The organism is Rhodococcus sp. BL-253-APC-6A1W (assembly GCF_012843405.1).
Taxonomy (GTDB): domain Bacteria; phylum Actinomycetota; class Actinomycetes; order Mycobacteriales; family Mycobacteriaceae; genus Rhodococcus.
Genome location: NZ_JABAFB010000013.1, coordinates 106,095 through 129,772, shown reverse-complemented (window position 1 = coordinate 129,772; position 23,678 = coordinate 106,095). Strand labels below are relative to the sequence as shown.

General features: G+C 62.8%; 10 protein-coding genes. 5 read left to right on the top strand and 5 right to left on the bottom strand.

Annotated features, from left to right (window positions below):
• From HF877_RS21180 to HF877_RS21665, 5 genes are all read left to right on the top strand, one after another.
• A partial coding sequence (locus tag HF877_RS21180) for a hypothetical protein (RefSeq protein WP_206037344.1) occupies positions 1-203 on the top strand: 203 nt, incomplete at its 5' end.
• 668 nt (positions 204-871) lie between these two features.
• A complete protein-coding gene (locus HF877_RS18865; protein WP_169622722.1) occupies positions 872-2,410 on the top strand; it encodes a competence protein CoiA family protein in 1,539 nt (512 codons plus the stop codon).
• A gap of 2 nt (positions 2,411-2,412) precedes the next feature.
• Complete coding sequence (locus tag HF877_RS18860; protein ID WP_169622721.1) at positions 2,413-4,563, top strand: hypothetical protein; 2,151 nt, start codon at positions 2,413-2,415, stop codon at positions 4,561-4,563.
• Positions 4,560-5,648, top strand: a complete 1,089-nt coding sequence (locus HF877_RS18855) for a hypothetical protein (protein WP_169622720.1) — start codon at positions 4,560-4,562, stop codon at positions 5,646-5,648. The genes HF877_RS18860 and HF877_RS18855 overlap by 4 nt, the downstream gene beginning before the upstream one ends.
• 75 nt (positions 5,649-5,723) lie before the next feature.
• Positions 5,724-7,574: an ATP-binding protein gene (locus HF877_RS21665; protein WP_169622719.1), complete on the top strand. Its 1,851-nt coding sequence runs from the start codon at positions 5,724-5,726 to the stop codon at positions 7,572-7,574.
• Positions 7,575-7,576: 2 nt separating this feature from the next.
• Here HF877_RS21665 and HF877_RS18845 read toward each other — a convergent pair whose 3' ends face one another.
• The 5 genes from HF877_RS18845 to HF877_RS18830 are packed head-to-tail and all read right to left on the bottom strand — an operon-like array spanning position 7,577 to position 23,609.
• Positions 7,577-9,748 (bottom strand): UvrD-helicase domain-containing protein, encoded by a 2,172-nt coding sequence (locus tag HF877_RS18845; protein ID WP_346765240.1) that lies wholly within the window; start codon positions 9,746-9,748, stop codon positions 7,577-7,579.
• Entirely contained in the window at positions 9,745-16,098 is a 6,354-nt protein-coding gene (locus HF877_RS18840) for a DEAD/DEAH box helicase (RefSeq protein ID WP_169622718.1), read from the bottom strand. Before HF877_RS18840 ends, HF877_RS18845 begins: the two co-directional genes overlap by 4 nt.
• Entirely contained in the window at positions 16,091-18,415 is a 2,325-nt protein-coding gene (locus HF877_RS21420) for a hypothetical protein (RefSeq protein ID WP_240952700.1), read from the bottom strand. Before HF877_RS21420 ends, HF877_RS18840 begins: the two co-directional genes overlap by 8 nt.
• Before the next feature lie 40 nt (positions 18,416-18,455).
• Complete coding sequence (locus HF877_RS21415; RefSeq protein WP_240952698.1) at positions 18,456-20,813, bottom strand: hypothetical protein; 2,358 nt, start codon at positions 20,811-20,813, stop codon at positions 18,456-18,458.
• A 3-nt stretch (positions 20,814-20,816) separates the two neighbouring features.
• Positions 20,817-23,609, bottom strand: coding sequence for a DEAD/DEAH box helicase (locus HF877_RS18830; RefSeq protein WP_169622717.1), 2,793 nt, complete (start codon positions 23,607-23,609; stop codon positions 20,817-20,819).
• Positions 23,610-23,678: the final 69 nt, after the last annotated feature.

Sequence of the window (23,678 nt, the reverse complement as noted above, 5' to 3'; positions counted from 1 at the left end):
TTCGGCATGGGAAACATCCTTCCATCGTGAGGAGTGATCCTCACAGATCAGATGTCAACCAAACCGGGGGCAGTCCCGAGCATCGAGGCGATTTCATCGACGGTCAGAACAACCTCAGGCTCTTCGTCGCCTTCACCGGAAGCCAATATCAACGGCAAGGATACAGCCTGACCGTTGGCGCTCGCATCGTCGAGTCGCCCTAGCTCGTCGACAGCCTGGGCCCACGTGGTCGATGATCCGACCGCCGCCGACCTTTGTGTCACTTGCAGGTACGGTTCGATCTGCTTACGGACGTTCCGCTCATCTGCGAGAAGCTTTCTGCGGACCAGTCGTTGAGTTCGGCTGGTTGCCTCATTTGGTAGCGCTGTACATACAGGTGGGCCAGGATCGACACCAAATCCTCGGAGGCAATCCGTTCCACAGACAGCCCGCGGAAAAGCTGCCCGGGTACAAGTCCTGCCCACGGAGTGAAGCACCATCGCCGTCCACTCGCGTCGCTTCCACCAGCTCGATCGCGAGAATCTCCTGAGCGACGAGCAGAAGACTCCGCCTCTGCAACCATCCGCCGTCGCCGGCAGCGGACACGAGACCTTTCGCGAAGTCGTCGTCAGTCGCATCATGTGGAAATCGTCCGTAACATTCCCCACGCGGCCCACGAATTGACATATATCGGGCACTGCCAGACGGTCGTGTCGATCGAACAGAGTTGGTCCGGACAAGCCGATAGAGGAGACCCCCACCGAATGGCCAAGACGAATCCGGCGTCCAACCTCGGTGTCGTCCGCGGCCGAGCCTCGGTCGTTTCACCGGGCTCTTGGGCAGCTTGTAGCAAGTCTTTCTCGCGGCTCGCGGTGACAGGAGGTTCGGTCCGATGGACCGCGCATTCGATCTGACTCGCGAACAGCAGGTGCTGGCCGTCGATGCCCAACGGCACGACGGGTACGTATGCCCATGCTGTTGTGGACACGTTCACCTGCGCGATGGAATGTCCAAGATCGCTCACTTCGCACACAACAAGGACGAAGGAACCCCGCTCTGTGAGCAGTACCATCCGAGCAGCAGCCGATACGGCCACGCTCGTGACCCGATGCTCGAGGGCCATACCCCCTTACTTCTCCGGCTGCACTCCGACGGAAGCCGCTGGACGCTCTTCATCGAACTCGAATCGCTGGCACTCGAGGAGACTAAACGCACGGTTCCCTCGTTACTGGCGTTCGACGGATTGACATTGCACCGCGCCGGCGCCACCCTCCGGAAGATCCGCGCGGAGTCGCTCTGGCCCGGATCAGGCTGCTCCGCCGTGGCAGTGCAACCGTCACGTGAGAGCAACAGCATCCGGACGATCGGAAAATGGCCGAATGGGATCCGCCCAGAACGGTGGCGTACCCAAATAGCCGGGCTGTCGCCGACTGGCACACTTTTCGTTCCCCACCGCGGCGGAGCCTTTCGGCGCTATGACTGGGCGACCGCTGTCCGATGGGGCGACGCAGTCGTCGCTGTCGGTCCTGCTCGCGCCACGCCTCCTAACACTCTGGACATCACCACCCTCGAATCATCCGCGACGGCGGAGAACACCTGGCATGCGTGGCTCGTACGCCTACCGAAGTCCTTCAACAGCGCGGCACGCCGTTGGCTGGCGGGATTCGGTGTGGCCCGCATCGAGCAGCGAACGACCCGAACTCGCCTGGTCACTCCAGCTGTGGAATACGGGCCGGGTGGAGTGCCGCGGTACTACCTCGGCGAACCGGTCATTGTTGCTCCGTCACCCCAAGCGCATGTGCTTGCCGCCGAATCGCACGCGACCTTCAATGCTAAATCCCTCAAGCGCAGCCGCACCTCCCCAACAGTCCCAGTATGTTTCATCACGGCGATCGAAAGCGGACCACTCCGCATCCGTACCGATACGAAAGGTGATGCCTTTCAGGCCGAAATCATCACCGAGAGCGTTACGGCGGAGCCGACAAGTCTGCCGCTGTGGTCGTTGCGATTCGACGATCAAGTACTCCCGCCATATTCGAAGCAGCAGGTCCCGAATCGAGCAGGCACCCTCAGAATCGGAACAACGATACCCGCTCTGAGATTTTCGGTAACCGCGGTTGCGCACGACAAGACGATCGAATCTGCATGGGACGCCGAGGCAACGGCCGCAGCCGAATGGATCACGCAACGGCTCTCGAACTCAGTCGAGATCGAGGTAAGGGCGGGAAACCTCGGATTCGTGAGGCTGCATCCCGAACAGCCTGCGATGCGGATGGTCGAACCGCAGGACACGAGCCTTCGACGGCGCTTGGCATGGCGTGAGGTATACAAGCTTTCGGCTGCTCAGGCCGACGACCCCACTTTTCCTCACTGGGAGATCCACAGGAGGAGAGGCCCATCAGATCGTATGAACCGTCTCCCTAAGGTGTGACCATGCCAGTGAAGCCAGGAACGCGTGTCGTCGGCACGGTGGAGTTCCGAAACGACCGATTCGTGCACGTTACGCCCTTGTACAACGACCCCGGTACCGGTTGGACTGCAGCAGAGTCCGACGACTATCCAAGCCGCGGACTGGTTTTCTGGTGGCAACCACAACTCGACGTCTCACCAGGATCAGCCGTCGCCTTCGATCTCGAGGAAGGCAAGGGCGAACGGGACGTCTACACCGTCAGGAATCCAAAGTTCCTTAGTCCCCTACTCGACTATGGGCAGTTCGCGTACGACGAAGCACTCGAACGATTGACAACATCGCGCCTGCCCGCCAGCGAAGAAGTGCTCGCCGGACTCGATATTTTCGCCTGGTGCAAGGGCGACATGCTTCTCGGTCCGCTCACACCTCGCATCGAAGGCAACGAGTTCTACATTCCTTCGGACTCGCTTCGACTCGAGCGCGTTCCGTACCGAGAAGGCCAGGGAGAGGATGCGATCTTCCAGCTACCGAACTCGAGGTACTACTGCGCACCGACATCCCCGATTACCGGGAATCTCGATTGTCGTTCCGACGCCGAGGTGCTCAAGACTGCGCTTCGCGATGCGGTAACTCTCGCCGAAAAGGAATCTATCCCGGTTCCTGGATTCTTGGCCACGAAGAACCTGATCCAGAAGGCAGCCGATCTCCTACGTGAAGGCGAGCGCCTCGAAGACCGCCAGTACAAACTCGATCGGATCACTCGCGCATTGAAGATCTGCGAGGAGAGTGACGAGGTTCGAACCTTGACAAGGGAGATCGCATCAGTCCTGCGCGATGATCCGGTCGTGAGAGCTGAGCTGGAGCGCGACCGCGCCACGATCCGGAGTCAGGTTGTCGCTGAAGCGATGGAACAGGTCCGGAAGGATATCGAAGCCGAAAATTCTCTACTCTCGGAACTTCGCGATGAAAAATCAGCGGTCGACAAGGAATACTCAACCACGCGTGCTCTGTTAAAAAAAGCTCAGCGGGAACTCGAATCGGCGAAGAATGATCTCGGCAGACAACTCGAATCGGTCGAAAACTCTGTTGCCGACCGAATTGCCGAACTGGTCGACGATGCCTCTGACTTGCTCAGCGAGTCCGTCATACTGCGCGCAGTAGGTGTTGGAACCTCAGCAACAACATCGACAAAGCAGAAGCAGACCTACACCACCACAGATCCGTTCGGTGGTCGTTCGTCCCTGACACCACGCGAACAGACGCCGGCGAGCAAGTTGCTCCGTACAGCGGGCGAGGCCTTCGGAGTCGAGACCACTGTGTTGATCCGGATCCACGCTGCTGTACGCGCCGGCCTGCTCCCTATCCTGACTGGCAACGGTGGACCTGCGGCTCTCACCGCGTATGCAACGGCTGTATGTTCCGGACGCATTACTTCGATGTCGGTCGGGCACGATTTTCTCCATCCGGTCGACCTGCTCGGGCTTCGCGCAGCAAACCCCTCGGCTGCGCGAGTGAACAGTGGGCTCCTGCCCGGAGCCGACGCCGGGGTACGCGATGGCGGTCCTGGCCTCCTCGTCCTCGACGCCTTCAACCAGGCCCCTACTGAGTCGTACCTTCTGCCGTGGCTTCAGCCGCACGATCGAGGCATCACAGTCCCCGAGGCTGCCCGCGAAATGGTCGGGGTAGCGCGAGTCGTCCCCGATCAGAACTTGCTGCTCGCGGCCACGACTGCAGTCGGAACGACGACAGCGCCCGTGAGTCCCGACCTGTGGGGTTACGCCGTGGCCATCGATGTTCCGAAGCCCGGCCGAACACCCGCAAACCCGCCTACTCGCACGACAATCGATCGACAGCCTGTGTCTGGTCCTCATCCCCAGTCAGCTTCACTGGTCTCCAAACTCGAAGAATCACTCGGTGCAATCTGGGTCATCGATGAGGGTGTGCTGGACACATCGCGTCGATTCGCCACAGGACTGGTCGAACTGCAGGATTCCAAGGCCGTCACCACATCGGTTCTCGAGTGCGTGATCCTCCCCGCTCTCGCAACCAGCCTGTCCGGCACGGACCTCGCCGATGCCGTGAGCAATGTACTCGGTCTCGTTCCCTCGAGAGATCAGAACCGTCCACGCAAGTTGCAGAATCTTGTTCAGCGCCTGCACCAGAGGTTCGCATGATCACCGGTTCACCTCGAATCGAAGTAGTGACCGAATATCACTCGAAAGACCGCATGTGCTCTGTGCTCGGTCTTCCTCGCACAACGCCTTCGCTCGAACTCAGCTTCGAACTTCTCCGCGCGGTTACATGGGCATCGACCGCAGGACGAGTTCCGGTATCGACGCGCACGCTGCTCGACCGTGCGATAGATGCGGATTCTACCCTTGCCGAGGACGACATCGACCCGGTGGGCCGGCGGCGTATTCTGCGCGATCGGCTCGAAGAACTCACAATCATCGGAGACATCGCAGCATTAGGGCGTGGCCAGTGGCTGTCCGTTCCCGGCTCGATTGCGCAACTCCTGGATCGCCAAGAAAGTGCGCTTCTGGTCAGCGGAATTCCGCTTCGCCACCTCGATTCGAAGGTTCGGTCATCGATTCATCTGAGCGGAGCGACGCGCCGGCTCTCCGATCTCTCGATGGTCTCGCAGCTCGCGCTGCCCGTTGTCGGGCTGGACGATTGGATCGGCCGACCGCGCCAGCCGCTCCTCGGATGGACCGAAGGATACCTGTCGATGCCGCTTTCCCCGGTGCCGGAGCCCTTCGACCTCGATTCAGTCAAGATTTACCGACCTGCCCATGCCCGCCGGGGTACCAGACAAGCAGACCGCTGGTTCGATCTCACCGACGACATCCACGGCCGTCACCTTGCACGCGTATCCGGTCTCGGCGAGTCGAATGAGTACCACGTCGCCGAAATCGCGGAGGGCCTGGTCATAGCGCTCAGCGTCGAACTGTCGCATGATGTACGGCGCCTGATGTACGGACTGGACGCGCACGGTGGCAACCCCACAGTCGCCAACTGGTCCGAGGCCAATGCCGGAGTCCAGCTGCGTGTGACCAACGCACTTCCGGCCGCGGAGACCCGTGCGTTAGTCGCGCTCGCTGGCCCATCGCATGACCGTACGTGGAAGATCCGCGGCGATGCGGGGACGACAAGCCGGCTACTGACGAACCTCGGCATCGAGTTGGCGTCGGGTCCGATGGAACCTACAAGATCCGGATCCAACCGCGCTGCGACTTCAGATACCCGGTCACGCCGATGACCCGCATGGCAGAGCAATTTCCGCACTGATAAGTTTGCGTGGCTGATTTCGACCGCGCAGGAAGATGGGGACATCGTGGCGATACCAACAGAAGAAATGCTCAGAAATCGATTTTCGAATAAGAGCGTAGATCCGGTCATTACTGAGATTCGGTTTCCCCACTACAAAGCACTTGCAGCAAATCTGGCGATCACCTTCTCTTTTCCGATCACTGTTCTTGTGGGACCAAATGGTTCGAACAAGTCGTCAATTCTGCACGCCCTGTACGGCGCTCCTGGCGGTAAGAGTCTCTCGGATTTCTGGTTTTCAACAGCGTTGGACGATATCGACAGTCGCACTCGCGCAGATGGCGCCACACTGCAGCGATTCGTCTACAAGTACCGAACTCACGTCGCAGGAAGCTCAGTTGTTGCCGAGTGCCGAAAGGCCCGTGGCAGCAAGCCCTATCGCCAGTCAGATGTCCCGAAAGCATTTGCCACGAAAAAGGATCCCGACTACTGGGAACCGACGAAACGCGTGAAAGTTGATTCGATGGCGGAGATCCCCGTCGACGATCCAACTGTAGCGGGACTACTCTCCGACTCGAAGGACCGATGGAACCCAGTATCAAAGGAAGTACTCTACCTCGATTTTCGATCGGAACTGTCCGCGCACGACAAGTTTCTGTATCACGCTGCCGACGACCAGTGGACCAGGATTGCAAACGGCAAGAAGTTCCGGGTTCTCAAGCGAGCCGAAGGTCTTGCACGAGCGTTTGACGACACTCCGCATTCTGGCGACAAGGATATGATCATCGAGCCGGTCCGCGACCTTGAAACCGATGTCGTTCAGAGTATCTCCGATATTCTTGGGAAGAAGTTCTCTGGAATCAAGATCGTGAAACACAGATTCTACTCATCGGTCGGCTACTCGGCGATGCTCTGCTTGAAGGATGGGAACTACTCCGAGGCCCACGCGGGCAGCGGTGAGTTCGCGATTGTCCGCCTCGTCGACGCAATATCGGACATGAGCAAGAACGGACTCCTTCTACTCGACGAGCCTGAGGTCTCCTTACATCCTGGCGCGCAGAAGCGCCTGCTGAATTTCCTGAAAACACAGGTCAACCAAAAAGGCACACAAATAGTAATATCGACACATTCACCCTCGATCGTCGAAGAGCTTCCGCCGGACGCAATCAAGTTGCTCAGCCCGGATCCTGCGACCGGGTCGGTCTCCCTCATCTCCGACGAGACCCATCCAAGCGACGCGTTCTTCCATATCGGACACACGTCAGGCTTGAAGAACAAGCGAATCATGGTCGAAGATGCTTTGTCCGCCGAGATTGTCTCCCGCGCCATCACGCTGCACTGTGAAGACCTCCGAGGAACGATCGAGCCCGTGATCTTTCCAGGTGGCGCTGACAGTCTCGTAAAGCACTCACTACCGACGCTCGCGCTCGCCAAGTCGAGTGATGCTGTGATGCTGCTCGACGGCGACCAACGAATCGACGGCGCAGACTGGAGTGTCTGCGATTCGACCCCAGCTACCGGCGAGCACAGAGAAACGTGGGAGAAGCACGCCACAGCACTGCTCGGTTGCGTCCCGCAGCACTTCGCGAACTCGAAAAACGGTAGTAGTGACGACGACAGTGTCGTCAAGAACCTCCGTGAGATCCTGCTGTGGGCACGAGATAACATCTACTACCTGGACGGCAAGGTTCCCGAAGCAGCGATTCTCGCGGAAACCGAAGCATCGGATCCTGATTCGACAACCGTTGAGGCGAAAGCACGATTCGTCGAGATCGCGAGAACGACATTCGGGCTCGGGAAATCTGCCCGTGTCCCAGCCTTGGACATCCTCACCGCACAGCGGATGCACCTGAGCCAACTCGACGAATCCAGTCCACTGATCAAGTCAGCATTCGAGGCAGTCAACGCCGTCCGTTAGGGCTACTGGGCCGCCATCACGAACGGCGAAAGCTCCTTCGTCCACAGGACCGCCAGTCGCTCGCGAGCCCTCGAGCCCGCGACGTAGAGGAGATTCCGGAGCTTGGTCTCTTCGAGTTCCCGCACCGGTCCCGACAACTTGTGCAGGTAGTACGGCGGGAAGGCATCGACTCCGAGGCGGGGCAGTGCAACTGCACGGAATTCGAGGCCCTTCGCGCGGTGCATTGTCATGACGCGAACAGCATCGCCGAGCTTGTCTTCATCCGACCGCTCCGACACCACTGCGCTGTTGATTCCGGCGTCGGCCAGTACGTCGGCGAGGTGGTTGACAGTCTTCTGATCAAACGCGAAGACTGCGATGTCAGACGCACGAATTTCCTCGCCGATCCATGTATTGATCTGCGCGACGAGGCCCACGTCCTCGGCATCAGCCTTCTTGAAGTGATGCGTCTCCGGATCCGGTCCACCGAAGACCGACCGGGCGCCGGCGAGTGTGTCGGACGCAAGATCGAGATCGTCTACGTCGTGATCGACCGTCGCGAGGCACCACCGCAGGATCTGCTTCGAGGTTCGGTAGTTGATGGTGAGTCTGCGTGATCGGCCACGGGTTTCGATTCCGTAGCGGGACAGAGGTGCCTGTCGGCCGTAGATGCGCTGATGCGCATCGCCCACGATGAAGAGGTCGTCGGTGGCAGGAGCGATAAGCGCGCGCAGCAACTTCCAATGCGCCGGATGCAGATCCTGCGCCTCGTCGACGACCGCATGTCGGTAACCGAATTGTTCCCGCAATGCCGGGTCGGCCGCCAACATCGCGGCCGCTTGCGCTGCGAGCTGCGTGAACGTCATCAGGCCCTGCGAGCGCATCAACCGCTCGAACTGTTCGACGACCTGCCAGACGTCGGCGCGCTGAGGTCGCGTCAATCGCTGGCTCCGGCCGCTACGCGTGACACGAAGATAACCCGCCTCGTCCACGATCGCATTCCCGAGCACGACCTGTGACCACTCATCGGCGAGAAACTCCGGGTCCCACTGGCCAACGGCAACCAGCGCGGCACTGTTCCAGAGCTCCCGCACTTCGTCGCTATCAGCCGTGACGAACTTGACCGAGCTGACGGCGTTGCGGCGAGCGTCCGATGCCGTCACAATGCGTCGGGCCAGCGAATCGATGTTGGCGACGTCGACCCGGTCAACAATCTTGGGCCCGGCCAACTGCTTCAACTGGGACTCGATCGTACGGGCCAGATTCTTGGTGAAGGTCGTGAACAGCACCTTCTGTGCGGACGACTCGGCGTCGAGCCGACGAGCAAGGTGACGCGCCCGGTGGATCGCAGTCACCGTCTTTCCGGTGCCTGCTCCTCCGGTCACGCGGAACGGACCGTTCCATCCCGTGTGCTGGGCGAGCTTGCGCTGCAAAGGATGCAGCCACACGCGCCACTTGGCGAAGTCTCCTTCGAGAACAGCACGTAGTTCTTCCTCGTTCTCACCGTCGTAGGTCGTGAAGCTGAGCCGCGACAGCGGACGCTGCAGAGCCGCCTCGAGGTCGTCGACATCGACCTCGCCCGGATCCTCGATCACCAGGTCAGCCCACACCTCGTCGGGGCTCTTGCCATAGGCGAGGTCGAGCACGGCGTTCCCTTGCGAGGACGGCAGTGCGTCCGCGATTGCCATGAGATCGTCCTCATCCGTGACCTTCATCAGTTGCTCGGCGATCTCGGGAGCGACACCAAATCGCTCGAGGTCCTTCTGCTTGACCTTCGCAGGCATGATCGGTTTTGCGGACGCTAGGACTGCCGGGGTATTGCGGGCCTTGTCGACCGCCTCCTCCAGCGCGATGGCGTCGAACAACTCCGCGGCGCCGGTCTTGGCGTTGACCTGAAGGGTGAGCTTTGAGGCGTAGTCGTACGCGGCATCGTGCTTCTTGACCGCCACGAGATACAGGATTGCGGTGCCATCATCCTCACCTGCAACCACGAGCACCGCACGGTAATGGTCGGTTACGCGTGCCGTGCGCACCCGGTTGTTCTGCGCCAGCTTCGGGATCTTGTAGTCGAGACCGGGCGCCTCGGGGTCTCGCTGGATCTTCATGATGAAGTCCACGACGCGCTGCTTGACGCTGCCCTCGAGTCGATCGTACGAGCTGTCGAACAAGTCGTGCATCCGCACTTCGGCCTTCACTGCGTACTCCCCTTCACCGCATCCTCGATCTCGCGTGCAAGAGTATCCGGCTCGAACGCCCCCTCCGCGGAAGCTACCGTCCACCCGTTCTTCTCGAGCCACTCGTCACGGTCTGCGTCGCAGTCGACGACGACCGCGACCTTCGTGTCGGGCCAAGCCAGCTCAACCTGCCACACGGACTCATCAGGTCCGACCTCGGAGCCCGCCTCGGGTACGTCCACGCCTTCCTGAGCCATGATCCCGATGAGCTGGGCGAGAACTGGGTCGGTGTAGTCGCGCACAAGCGACCACTCAGGGCTCAACTCGATCGCCGTATCCGACATCTTGCCGGGCACCGATCCCGCCAACGGGATCATCGCGCCCGCGAACGGATCTTCCGAACGCCGGGTCCAGATCTCGACCATGCGCATCGGCAGTTCGTGCCCGAACCGGGGCCGCGTGACGAATTGGAGAACATTCGACCACCGCAGCCAGTCGCGCCAACGCGCGACGTGCGCCGGGCCTCCGACCTCCGATGCACGATCGTCGAGCACGCACAGCACGCCGAGGGTCGACACGTGATCGTTCGGGTCCGCGACGATCACGAGCGGCAACCCACTCAGACCAACACGGGGGACCACCATCACCGACCCCGCCGGATCGGATGCGGGCGTCTCGCCCGTCAAGAAGGAACTCAGGCCGGTCACGAGCGCACTGGGCGCGAGCATGATCGGTGCCTCGGATCCGTGCTTGCCCGCGTTGACGATGGCAAGCACGGTTCCGTCGGCACCCCCGCCCCAAACCTCAGAGTCGGGATCGGCCAGATACTCGATGAGAAAATCGATCGGGTTGCCCCACATCGCTTTCAATCGCTGGTCGTCGATTCCGATACTCGCCGTGTTCTGCATTTGCTGGTGGAGCAACGGAGGCACCGCGGCCTTCAGCGATTTCGACACGAACGCCTGCACGTCGTCCCAGGCGATCGACCACACCCGTCGACCGTCGCGGCGCAGTGCGTCCCGCTTCCGCGCGTCGTCGGCGGTGTTGTTGTGTTGGATGCTCGCATGGTACTTCTCGCCGTCGAGGTAGACCGCCACATCGCATCCCTGCGCATCACTTCGGGTGAACAGGAAGTCGGGCTGTGTGGTGATCGAGCCGGCCTTGAGGTCAACCAGGGGACGCATACGCCAGCGCCGCGGGTCGCCGTTCGCGTTCGCGAGCCGGAGGTCCAGTTCCTGTCCGTTCGACCCGACGGCGGTCTCCACGGACCACCCGTCCCGGCTCGCTACGCGTTCCTTGAGCGCTTCCCGGAACTGCAGCTCGAGTTCGCTCAGTTGGACTTTCGCGATATCGACGGTGCTTACGGTCGGGATGATTTCCACCTCCCAATCGCCAAGGAACTCGTCGAGCATTTTGAGCGCGGATTCGCGGGAGGCGTAGGGCATTTCACGGGAGGACATGACGCCGTAGAGGCATCGGTGGCAGGCCGCGCGCCCCTCGAGCCGGCATGGGCACGTCGCGAGTACGTCGCGGGCGAGGGCGAGGATGCCTCGAAGTCGTTCGGGCTGACCGAACCGATCGAGATATCCAGTGCCGCCGGGCACGGTGTCGTGAAGCACCAGGAACCGGCGCACCGATCCTGTGCCATCGCTCATGCTGGACGCGACGACGGCGAGGTGCTGCGGGTCGCCCCCGAAATCGCGACGCAGCCCGAGCAGCAACGCACCCTTGAACGACGTCATCGTCGTCTCGAAGTGGAGTAGCGACACCGGCAGCAACAGGCGGACGGCTTGGGTGCGCAGTTCGTGGGAGAGCAGCAGGCGTTCCCACGTCTCGGCGGTCCCGCGGCGGGTGGCGCAGAAGCCTCGGTGCCTGGTGCGGTCCTTCTCTGTCGGCCGTGACGCGACCACGCCGCAGTGCGAGCACGTGGTGAACCCGGCAGCGGTCACCGTCTCCCCCGCGATCATCGTCTCGCCGCCCGGGGTGTCGCCGAGCCCGACGTTGAGCGATCGGATGACCGCGGAGCGCGCGTACTCCGCCCCGAACACCGTCGCCTTCAGCTTCCATGCGTCGACGATGTCGGCGGGGTCGATGTCGACGCCGGTGACCTTCGTGAAGAAGGTTCGGGTGCGGTCGTCGGCGTCGTCGTCGATGAGTACGTCGTCGAGCCGGTGCACCGCCGAAACCTTCTGCAGCGGAAGTACCTTGTGGACGGCCCCGGAGTCGGTGACCGCCCCGCTGTGGCAGCGCGGACAAGACGCGAGCGACGCTTCGGCATTGGTGGTTCCCCACCCGCAGGACGGGCACAACCGGGTGCGGGACCACAGTGGTTGGGACAGCGGGCCGACGTCGACGGCGTCGACCTGGACTCGTTTGCCGTTGGCGTAGAAGTAGGCGCCCGGGGCCAATTCGGTGAGCGCGCTGCTGCTGCTGCGCTCGTACGTCAGGTCGAGTGCCTGTGGTTCTGGCGACTGGCCGCCCTCGTTCGCGGTCCACCACAGGTGCACGTCCAGGGTGGTTGCGTCGTCGAGGAGATTGTAATTGGGAAGCAGGCCCACGCCGCTCAACCCGGTCAGGGTTTCCTGGCGGCCGCGCTCTCGCAGTTGGTCACCGAGCGCCCGTGACTCCCCCATGCAGCGCTTGCGGTCGTCCTTCTGCTGGTCGTCGAGGTGACCGTGCTTGTCTAGTTCGGCGACAGTCTGGGCGAGTTCGTTGAGTCGCTTCCGGATCTCGTCGGTCTCGGACTGCCACGTCAACGCCACGCGTGCGGCTTCTTCTCGCAGCCTGGTTGACGCGAACCCACGCACTGCCTGCTGCGCCTCGGCAACAAGGTTGTTCCCGAACAGCGAGAGGAACTCAGTGCTCAGCGCGGCCGCGTCGGCGGTGACCGCGTCCACCACGGATCGGAGCCAAGCCCCGTCCTCCATGCCCCCGCCGAGTGCTGCAGCAAGCTTGGACGGCATCACCGGGAGCGTGCCGAGCCTGCCCGCAGCGAGGCGGTCGAGTGCGAAGGCTAAGAACTGCCGCTGTAGTAACTCGGTGGCGTTGAGGTAGGCGCCGGGCGGCAGCACCTCACCGGCCAGCAGGTGGGTCGGCTGCGCGAAGTAGTAGAGGTCCCGCGGTGAGCTGGGTACAGCGGCGAGGACAAACGCGTTGCCGGTGGAGCGGCCGGCGCGGCCGATCCGCTGAAGGTAGTTCGCGGCGGACCGCGGCAACGACGCAAGCGCGACGGTGCTCAGATCACCGATGTCGATACCGAGTTCGAGGGTGGGTGTGCAGGCGAGGATGTTCGGATCGACGGGTGATCCACCCATCTTGAAACGTGCCTCGAGTTCTTCCCGCTCCTCACGGTCGAGCAGGCCGGTGTGCTCCTCGCTGACGATGCGTCGGATGCGACCGGATCGGTACATGGTCCGGTAGAAATTCGTCGGCTCGATCTCGACCGACGCCAAGGTGCCAGGGCAGCGCATTCGCGGGCAGGGCGCTCCGTCCCAGAGGGCGGCGCGGTTCGAAGCGGCGGGTTGCACGTGGTGGCACACCGGACACTGCAGCCGTTCGATGCCGTTGGGATCCAGAATGATGTGGTCTGCGGTGAGCCCGTAGATCTTGGATCCCTTTTCGCCGCTGCGGCGTTCGAGCGGACCGCCGTCACCCGCGAGGACGTCGACGACGTCGACGAGGAGGGCACGAGCCTCGGGCGCGGTGACGCCGAGGCACCTGCGGGTCCAATCGGTAAGCCGCGACTCGCCGCGCGGACCCAACGCGATGAAGTCGGTGTCGCCTGCCGAGCCGGTGGTGAGGAAGCCAGGGGCTGGTCGACCGGCGGGGAACTTCGGCATGCCCTCGGCGCTCCCGCCCCAGATGGACCACCGCTTGCCCTCGTCGCGGATGTACCGCGCGAGCCATCGATGGTGAATGCCACCCGTCGTACGCAACTGTTCGAGCAGTCCGAGGATCCAGATGTCGTAGCGCGGGCCGGCGTACGCGTCAATATCGATCGCGAGCTGCGTCGCCCGCTCGTCCGGCACGTCGAGGCTCAGCTGCTCGGCTGGACTTCGGCTCAGGGTAAGGCTGAGTTGCGGCAGGTTCTGGTGGATCTCGCGGGCGAGGGACGCGAAGTGATCCAGATCGACATCGACATCGACGGCGACCGCCCCGGTCAGTTCCAGCGTGCGGCCCATCCGGGCGCTCAGCCCGGTTTCAAGATGGGCCTGGAATGCGATGCGCACGTCGAGTAGGTCGCGCAGCCATCGGTCGGAGTCATGGTCGAGCCAGGCGCCTTCGGCACCGGTGCGTCGTACGAAGTCGGGCGGGGTGATCGAGTACAACTGCGCAACGGGAGTGTCGGAGAACAGCCGTTCCGACGCCGTCTGGAGCGTGGTGCGTTCGCCGCGGGCGGCCGCGAGCAGTGCCGAGCGAAAGTTGAACTGGAAAGCACGTCCCTCGATGAACGCGGCGCGGTGGGCCGCGTCCTGCACGGAATCGGTGAACACGAGGGTCTTCTTCTCGTTGTCCGCAAGGAGTGGGGAGCCGAATTCACTGGTGAGGCCGACACTGAGAAGGGTGGCGACGCTGGATCCGAGGAAGCGGATCGCGTTGCGCGCACCGCACGCCGGACACGTCTGCTCGACAGCCGCGTCCTCATCCACGGTGCAGTGCACCGCGATGGTGTTCTCGCTCGGCGTGGAGCCAATCTCGAGGGTGTCCACGTCGATGAAGCTGACACCCTGGTCGGCGGCGTCGGCCAGGAGCAACGCGCGGGTCTTGTGTCGCGTAGCGGGGCGTACGCTGTCGCGCCAGATCGTCTGCGGCTCGTGTGCGAAAGAGTCCCCGAGTTCGGTGTTGGAGGTCATCCATCCCGAGTGCCCACACACCCGGCAATGCACAGCGGGGAGGTAGGTTCCGTCAGCGGGTGGGCCGTCGTGCCACCAGTCGAAGCTCGGCTCTTGAGACACCTGACGCAGCATTCTGGTCAACTCCCGCACCCATAGCTGCACCTGCACGTTGAGGAGAGGACGGAACGAGCCGTGATCGTCACGGATGCGAGCAAGTGACAGTAGCGCGAGGAACTTCAGGAGCGCCTGCTGCACCTCGACGGGTCGTGCGGCGTTGTGTACTCCCCAAGGCAGAACGCCGGCCTGGGTGATGCGGGTTACGGCATCTGGCGGGGTAAGGGGTTCATCACTCAAAGCGTCTATCACGGCTCGAGTGAGAAAGTGGGTGCGCAGTGCATCACCGATCGCGATGGGGTCCGCGTAGTCGACAGGCGCGGCGTGCGCGCCCTGTTCGACGGCGGGTTCGAGAACGGCGCGCGCCAGAGGTTCCCACGATCCCTCCACAGCTGCATCGGGCATCGGCGCCTCGAGGATGACCTCAACCGCCGGAATGTCGAGGCTGAAATCGACATGAGGGACCACGTCGACGGCGGTCAGAGACGTTTCCGTGACGAGCGATTCGGGCGGGAACTCGGTTCCGAAGATGGTCTCGGCAAACCCACGCAGCTCATTCGAGTGGCTTCCCCCACCGAGCGTCGCGGAGGTCGCGACAGGGGTGACACGACCAAGCGGACGCCCCGTCTCCGCGACGCCGAGACGTGCGCCGAGTCGACGGATGAGCATGGCGACGTCGGTGCCCTGCGCGCCGTCGTAGGTGTGGAACTCGTCGAGCACGAGGTACTGCAGCGTGGAGGCAGCGTTGTCCCACAAAGGATTGTCGCCCACCCGCAGAAGGAGCAGGTCGAGCATCTTGTAATTGGTGAGCAGGATGTCGGGCGGGTTCTTACGCAGCTCGTCGCGGTTGTCGACGAGCTGGTTGCGCGTGGGGGTGCGCCGCCGGCCTGTACCACCGATGTAGACGCCAGCGGTGACATCGCTCAGCTGCGGATCGTCGTGTAGGTAATTCGCGAGACGACGCGCCTGGTCGGTGACAAGCGCATTCATCGGATACAGGATGATCGCTTTGATCCCCTGCTCGCCGCGCGCGGTGGCCCTCCGCGCGTGGTCGAGGAGCGGGACGAGAAACGACTCGGTCTTACCCGAGCCCGTTCCCGTGGTCACGATCGTCGGCTGCGCCGCGTCGTCCCGGGTGGAGAGCCGCTCGAATGCAGTTGCCTGGTGCTGAAAGGGGCGGAACCCCTTGGGCATCCATTCCAGCGGCGACGTCCACTTGGCTGGCACTTGCTGGTATGGCGTGCGCACCTTCAGGTAGGGGCCGCGGAAGATCCCAGTCTCCGGGTGCCGCAGGAACTCGCTGAGGGCCGATCCTGCGTTCGGATCAGCGAGAGCGAAGGTGGTGGACAGATACTCGGTGATCGAGTCCTTCGTTTCCTCTGCGAGCAGGGACGGGAACGTCGGCGCTACAGTGTCACCCATTCAGACCGAGCCTCCGCTCGAAATCGGCATACGCCGTCCGCATCTCGGCCTCGCGGTCAGGCTTGTAGAACCACGGCTTGTCGTGGCTCTCGTCAGGCGGGAACGGCGTATATCGGTCGAGCAGATCGCCGCAGTCCTCGCCTTCGAGGTATGCCTGCAGGAGCTTGTAGTCGTCCTTCTGTTGCTTGACGCCCTGAGCGTGGTGATCCTTGGCGATCTTCCGTCCGTTCACATCGAAGTACATCTCATATTCGTATTTGCGGAGCACCGGGAACTGCGCCCGGAACATCACCGCCAGGTGATCGGCGGTGAGGCCCAGCATCAAGGCTGCGAGCGCGTCAATTTCGACCAGGGCCGCGCGACGTTCGAACTCTGTTCGCAGCGGGGTGGCCATCGTCCAGCGCTGCTCTGCGACACCGAGATCGGAGGACGCGTCGAACGCCGGGGTCCAAGTGTCAGTGGCAAAAGCCTCCTGATGCAAGCCCTCCCACAGCGGGGCGTAGTCGCGGGTAAGGCAGTTCAGCCGGAGAGTGCGGAGAAGAAGGTACGGCCACGCCGGGTGGTCGATCGGCGCGGGGAATCGGTCGATCAGCTCGGCATGCACGTGGCTCATGCCACTGACCTTGACCAGGTAGTCGAACGGCAGCGATGCCCACAGCCCCGCGACCAGCGCGGTGTTTCTCGAATCCCCGGCTCGGACCGAGAGGTTCGAGCCGGTATGGACGGGCGCTGCGCACGTCGATACCGTGCACGTGTGCACGGTATGGACGTGCGCTGCACCAGGCGGGATCAGCGCCGCATGCAATGATCGCTCCAGCGCAGGCTGGGTCATACTCCGCCATGCGATACGCCAATAATCCGTCGCTGGCCGGTCACCCCACTGCGGGATCGCCGCATCGTAGCTCCCGCGCTCACAAGCACGCTGATAGTTGGTGCGTGGGATTACCCATTCCACAAGCTCAGAGAGATTCCACGTACTATAGTCGCCCTTGCTCTTGCACTGCTCATTTGGCTCCTTCGCGAACGGAGTTGCCACGGTGAAGTGTGGGCCCTGGTATACAACGTCTTCCCAGCCGCTTGGATATTCAGTTCGCCACTCGATGAAACCGTCTTCTTTGGCGATCTTTTCATTCCAGATGCTCGACCACCTGTACCCCACATCAGCCAGCCGCAACGACTGATGCGCGAATGTCGACAAGATCCCGATATGTTCGCGAGTCAATGGTCGAACAAGACGAGCATGCCTTGCAGGAGTTGCAGGAGGATCAAACAGTAGAGCCCAGTCTCCGAGTACCACGTCGTCGATTGTCGTGATCCGGGATGCATGTGGACGCAGATCCCATCCTCCCCAGGGATACTGAGAGCCTGGGACTTCGCCCGCGGGTTCTCCCGCCGCAAGCGAGCTGTCGATCACCGCTGGGTCTACTAGCCCGAAAGAATTTAGGAAGTTGACTACCCGGGGTGCGCCGTAGATCGATACGCCGAAGTATGTAACCTGTGCAATCTCATTAAACAAAAGAAGATGGTTCGAGAACTGCCAATGCCGCCGAAGCCGGGGGTATGCTGCGGCTCTCAGGTGCCCAGCCTTTGGATCCGTAAAGTGAGTCTCTGGATGAATCAGGCCAGCAACCCCTCGGCCTCCTGAGGACCGCCAAACACGCTCAATAAAGTTCGTGTAGAGATTTGTCCGCACGCCCCGAAGCACAGGATGCTCTACCGCTGACCCCAGGTGGGTAGCGGTGCCGCTCCACGACACCAGGTCACCAATGTATCTCGACAACGCCGACTTGTCGTCGAGCACCTGAGTGCGCCTGGCCTTGAAGGTTCGGTCAGGAATTCGTTCCTCCAGACCAAAATATGGGTCGGAATCTGCGAGCATGGTGGTTTCCAGCCAGTCTGGCCGCACCCACGGTGGGTTACCGACCTGCAGGTCGAATCCGCCGCGCTGGAAGATCTGCGCGAAGTCGAGTTCCCAGTGAAAAAAGCCTTGTTCTTCGGCGATTCCCCGCGCGGTTCCGAGCCACTGATGCTTCGACGCCAGCTTCCACACCGGCCTCATGCCGTAGAAGTCGCGCTCGAGGTCGTCCATCTCCGCTAGCTGACCAAAACTGTCGACCGCCTCGTGGAACATGGTCTGGCTACCATCGCCGTTGCGCACTCCGTCGAAGCCGAGCAGCTCTTCGAAGGTCGCAATCCACTCGTCAAGGCTGGGAGGTATGGGATGGTTTTCCTTCTGATCAGCGGGGTCCTTCCCCGGTCCAGTCAGGGGCCAGAACCACATCGCGCACCACGCATCCATTGCGAGCCGCAACCGCATGTACGGGCCCTCCGGATCCAAGAGGTCAGACTCGACCTGTTCACGCGTGACAGCGGTTTCGACAATTGGAAGCGCTGCGCCCCACATCGATCTGACGAGACACCTCTCGTTCGCTGATCGCGAGACGACGCAACGTCAGCTCCCACAAGCGCTCAACGCGGCGGGACAGGGCGCGCAGCCGGTCGAGCTGCTTCTTGTCCGGCTTCTTGGTCACCTCCTTGCGCCACTTCTTAAGCGCTTCAACCGCTTCCGGCATCAGCTCCTTGGCCTGCTTCGCATCGGCGGCGGCGGCCCATCCGCTGGCGGGCAACAGGAAGTGGTGGATTTCGCCGTCACCGATGGGCCCCTCCGACAGCGGCCGGTCGACGGGCGGGGTCGTGAGCCAGCTCTTCTTTGCCTTGCCGAGCGAAGTGAAGTCGTAGGTGGCGCGGCGGGCACCGATCAGTGAGTTGCCGCGGCGCAGGTGCAGACCGAACCACGGGGCCTGCAATCCACGGTGCATCACGTTGAGCCACAGCGACACCTCCGCCAGCTCCACGGCGGTGGCGTTGAGGTCCACACCGTAAGCGCGGTGCAAGGCCAGGTAGGCCTTCACCTTCTGCAGTTCGGTGGTGTACTGCTCGGGCTCGATCCGCTCGCCCAGCTCGTTCTGCCGCCGTACCAGGTACTCGGCGGCGAGCTGGTTGATCGCCTCGTTGAGGAACGCGCCGCTTCCGAGCGCCGGCTCACAGATCCGGTACTCGAGAATCTGCGCCGCGGTGGTCTCGGCAGTAATCAGCTCGGCAAGTGCGTGCTTGACGACGGTCTTGGTCAGCACCTCGGGTGTGTAGTAGGAGGCGCTGCGCTGCCGGTCGCGGCCTGAGAGCCGGAACACAAAGCTGCCCTTGGCATGCCGGACGATGTCCTTGCGCCCCGTCAGCCGGTCCTCGCGCCACACGATATCCTCGGCGGCGTAATCACCGGACTTGGTGGAGGGTACAAGCCACGAGCCCTTGTCGGCGTTGCCGTCTTTCGCGACTTCGACCATGTCATCATCAGCGATCAGACCGGAGTACGACATCAACCCTTCGTAGACGGCGCCGAGCTGGTTAATGCCGAGCTGGGCGTAGGAGATGTAGCCGCGCTGCTTGTTCTTGTTCTTCGACGGCTTCGACAGGAGCAGCAGGGTGAGCACCTCCTGCAGCACCCGATTGCTGATTTTGACGTCGTCGATCAACGGGGTGCGTTTGGGATCGAACAGGTCCGAGCGCATCGCCTCGAACACCAGCCCGTCACTGTCCTCGGTGCCAGCGCCGTGACCGTCGTTGACGAGCCGAAACAACAGGTCCAGTGACTCGTGCAGGTGATGGCCGTCGGCCGAGCGTCCGGTCAGGGGGACTTGGCTGATCTCGCGGAGCCGGTCCAGGCCGTACCCGGACCCGTACTCGGGCACACCGACGGGAAGGATGCCCAGCTCTGGACGAGCTTCCGCGAAGAGTAGGAACAGGATTCGGTACAGGAACCTCAGCGACTGGATCGTCAGGTCCTTTGGGAGTTCCGGGATCCCCTCGACAGGAAGGCCTGCCGCGCGACGCTGCGCGAGCACCTCGTTGGCGATCTTCTCGATCGAGATGCGCAGGCCCTCGCGGAGATCCTCGCTGACGCCGACGGCGTGCTTCTCGGAGTCCTCGGTAAAGGCATCGAGGGTCGCCTTACCGTCGTCGTTGGGCAGCAGCACGTCCGCGGACCAGAGTCCGGCGTGGTGAGCGAGCTCGCCAGCGGCCTTCTCGTCGCGCCGGTCCAACGCGGTCGCGACGTCGAAGGCGATGTAGCGGCCCTCAGACCACCGGGCGGCGTCGGTGAGCAGCACCGTGCCGCCGGCGATCACGAGCAGGTACCTCGGTGCGTGGTCACTGACGAACAGCTGGGTGATCGCTTTCGACACCGACGCAAGCTCTTCGGTCTTCTCGCTGGTGATCGTCAACTGCAGCGGGTGCAGCAACTCGGCGTCATCGGCGAACAGGGAGTCGGCGTCGGTCGCTGGCACCGCCTGCAGGATGTGCAGTGCGTCCGCGTCGGCCGCGCCCGGGAATCGCGCGATCAGCGGAACGGCGACCGGCGTCTCCCCCTGGAAAGTCTCCAGGACAGTCTCGTCCGGCTCGAAACCAACCGCCCGCAGCAGACTCGCGTGCGTCTCGGTCACCACCGTCGTGTAGTCGGGATGCGTCGGAGCGGGAAGCTCGCCAAGCGCCCGGAGGTAGCTGCCGCTGACCCCGGCCAGCCCCTTGATTGGCGTGGCCTTTTCCTGTTCCGCGCGTTCCTTCCATACCTTCCCCAGATCCTTCAATTTGCTGGGGAAGACCTCCGCGAGCCAGTGTTCCGACAGGTAGTCGTTGACATTGGAGATGGAGTCGAACATGGCTCAGCTACCTGCTTTCGGCACGATCACGGCGACGACGCGAACGAAGGGGTCGCCGCTGGCGGCGAGGGCATCGATGAGAGCCGTCGACTGGTCGACGGTCGCCTCGATATCCAGTCTCGAGCCGGTGCGGCGGCTATCGGTGACAATGTCGAGAGCGGTCTGCTCCCAACCCTTCAGCCCGCTGCGGTAGTCGTCGATGCGGCGGAGGAGATCGGCTTCGAAGTCGTCGCGCCGGTCGCGGATGTGTTCGGCGGCGGCGTCCACCGCCGCACCCACCCGGTACTGCAGTGCATCAAAGTCGACGTCGGCGAACCCGGCATTCGACGCGCCCTCCCGAATACCTGCTTGGTCGAGGGTCTCGTCGAAGTCCCCGACCTCGGGGTGGTCGGGAAGACCCCGTACCGCACCCCAGTGCGAGATCGCGGGCTGGCCGAGCGAGTTGGACCACACGGCCTGGGTGAGGAACACCGGCTCGTCCACGTTTCCGGACAAGACAGGAATCTCGTTGCGCCCGAACCGCGAGATCGATCGGTCGGCTGCCCAGTCGAGTACGGGATGGATGGGGGCCAGGAAGTGCACGTCCGGCCACGCACTGTCCGTCGACTTCCGCGCACGTTCCAGACGTTGCTCAGAGAACTCGTTGCTCCCGGACAGCCGGAGCCGATCCGCGATCTTCTGCTCGTCAAGGTACTCGGAAGGCAGGTCGCGGAACCGCGGAACCAGATCGGCCGGCGGGTTGAACGCGATCATGTCCTTGTCGTCGTCGCGTGTCACATCCAGTGCGTGACCACCGGGTTCGGCAGCAACGTCCTTGAGTGCGTCGGTGAGGTAGTTGTCGTCGTCCTTGAACAGCGACCGCCGCGGCACCTCCTCCGGCGTCGGGTCCCCCTCGTGACCGCCACCGGTGGCCATCAGGCCGGCGAAAGGATTCAGGGCCGCCGGTGTGGCTTCCGGGACCACCGCGTCCAGATCCTTGCCGTCGCGGATGGCCTTCATCACCGTCTGCTCTTCGATCTCCGCGTCGCGCACATTGAGTAGAACGCCTGCGTCACCGAGAGCCTGGTTGGCTTCGTACTCCTTCTGCAGCAGCTTGGTGACCACCCGCAGATCGCTCGGCACGTCGTCGGCGTCGCTGGTAAGCGCCAGGGCGGCGATCTGCGGTTCGTGCATCTGTCCATACCGGTCGATGCGACCGTTGCGCTGCTGGATCCGGATGAACGACCACGGCAGGTCGTAGTGGACCAACTGGTGGCATTCCTTGTGCAGGTTGAGACCCTCCGAGGCCATGTCGGAGGCCAGCAGGATGCGGATGTCCGAGCCGGCCTGGCCGAAGCTCTCGACGACGGCCTGCACCTTCTCGTCGGGAAGGCCGGCGTGCAGCACCTGTACCGCCTTCGCGGGCAGCTTGAGCCGCTTGGCGACCTCAGATTCGAGCCAGGTAAGAGTATCGATGCGCTCGGAGAACACGACAGCGCGAATGGGTGAGCCCTTGCCGACTCCGACCTCCGTGAGGTGGTCGATCAGCTTCACCAGCTTGGACGGTGCCTTCGCGTCGGCCTCCTCCGTCAGCTCGTCGAGCCGCAGCAGTGCCTTGGCCTCCGGGGATGTCGTGGAGTCGAGGGTCTTGAGGCGGCGTCCGACGCTCGCGCGCAACGCCTTCGGCGAGGACAGGAAGGCCTTGAACAGGGTCCACGGGAACAGCTGCCGTCCCTGCCCCGTCACCACCGAGCCGCCGTCCGGGTGCAGCCAGGTGTCCTCGAGCTCCCGCAGAACCGCGATCTCTGCGGCGTTGGGTACGACCTCGACGATCCTCGGAGTCCGCCGCTGCTTCCACTTGTGCGCAACGTCGAGCTTGACATCGGGAGAGTTGCGGTGCCGCCGGACGTAGAGGTGCTCGATGTCCTTGGCGGTGTACTCGGTTCGGTCGGCGATGGCGGTGGGGTCGAGCAGGTTCACCAGCTCCGCGAACGACTCCTGCTTGCCGTTGTGCGGTGTCGCACTCGCCAGAATCAGCGCATCCGTCTGTACAGCAAGCAACTTCGCAAGTTCATTGTTCTGGGTTCCGCGGTTGATCAGGTTGTGGCACTCATCGATGACGACGGCGTCCCACTTGTGGTTCTTCAGATGGTGCTTGTACTTCGCCGGGTTCTTGAGCGTGTCGATCGAGACGATCACCCGCTTGTAGTAGCTGAACGGGTTCCGGGAACTCGGCAAGGTCTGCTTGACCTTCTGGATGCCACCCGAGTCCAACCTCACGAGGGGGATCGCGAACCTCGTCCACAGTTCGTGCTGGAACTGCTCGAGGACCGCGCGGGGCGTGACCACGAGGATGCGCTCGCCCCGGCCGCGCCGAATCAGCTCCGACAACAGGATGCCGATCTCCAAGGTCTTACCGAGACCCACGGCGTCACCGATGAGGATCCGCGGACGGAGGTTCTGCAACGCCTGCGCTGCGGGACGGAGCTGATAGTCCATCCTGTCGAGGAGGCCCCGGTGGCCGACCGCAATGCGCGTCTCGCCGGCCGGGACCGGGCTGCTGCGACGCACCGATTCGAGCCACAGCCGTGAGCGCCGGAAGCCCTCCGATTCGTCGAGCACAAGCTTGCCGTCACGCGGATCGAGACGGTCGATCGTGTCGAGGGAATCGAAGAAGACCGCATCCTGGTCGCGGACAAGCTCGCCGATTCCGGTCACCTCGACGCGCGTGCCGTCACGCTCGGTGGTCCGCACCGACCGGACGAGCCACTCCTCGTCACGGACCACAACGCGCTCACCAGCGGCGATGTCTGCCACTCAGGACTCCTTCGAACAATTAACGATCGGGGTCAGATTAGTCCCCGAGAGGGCGGCATCGTGATATGA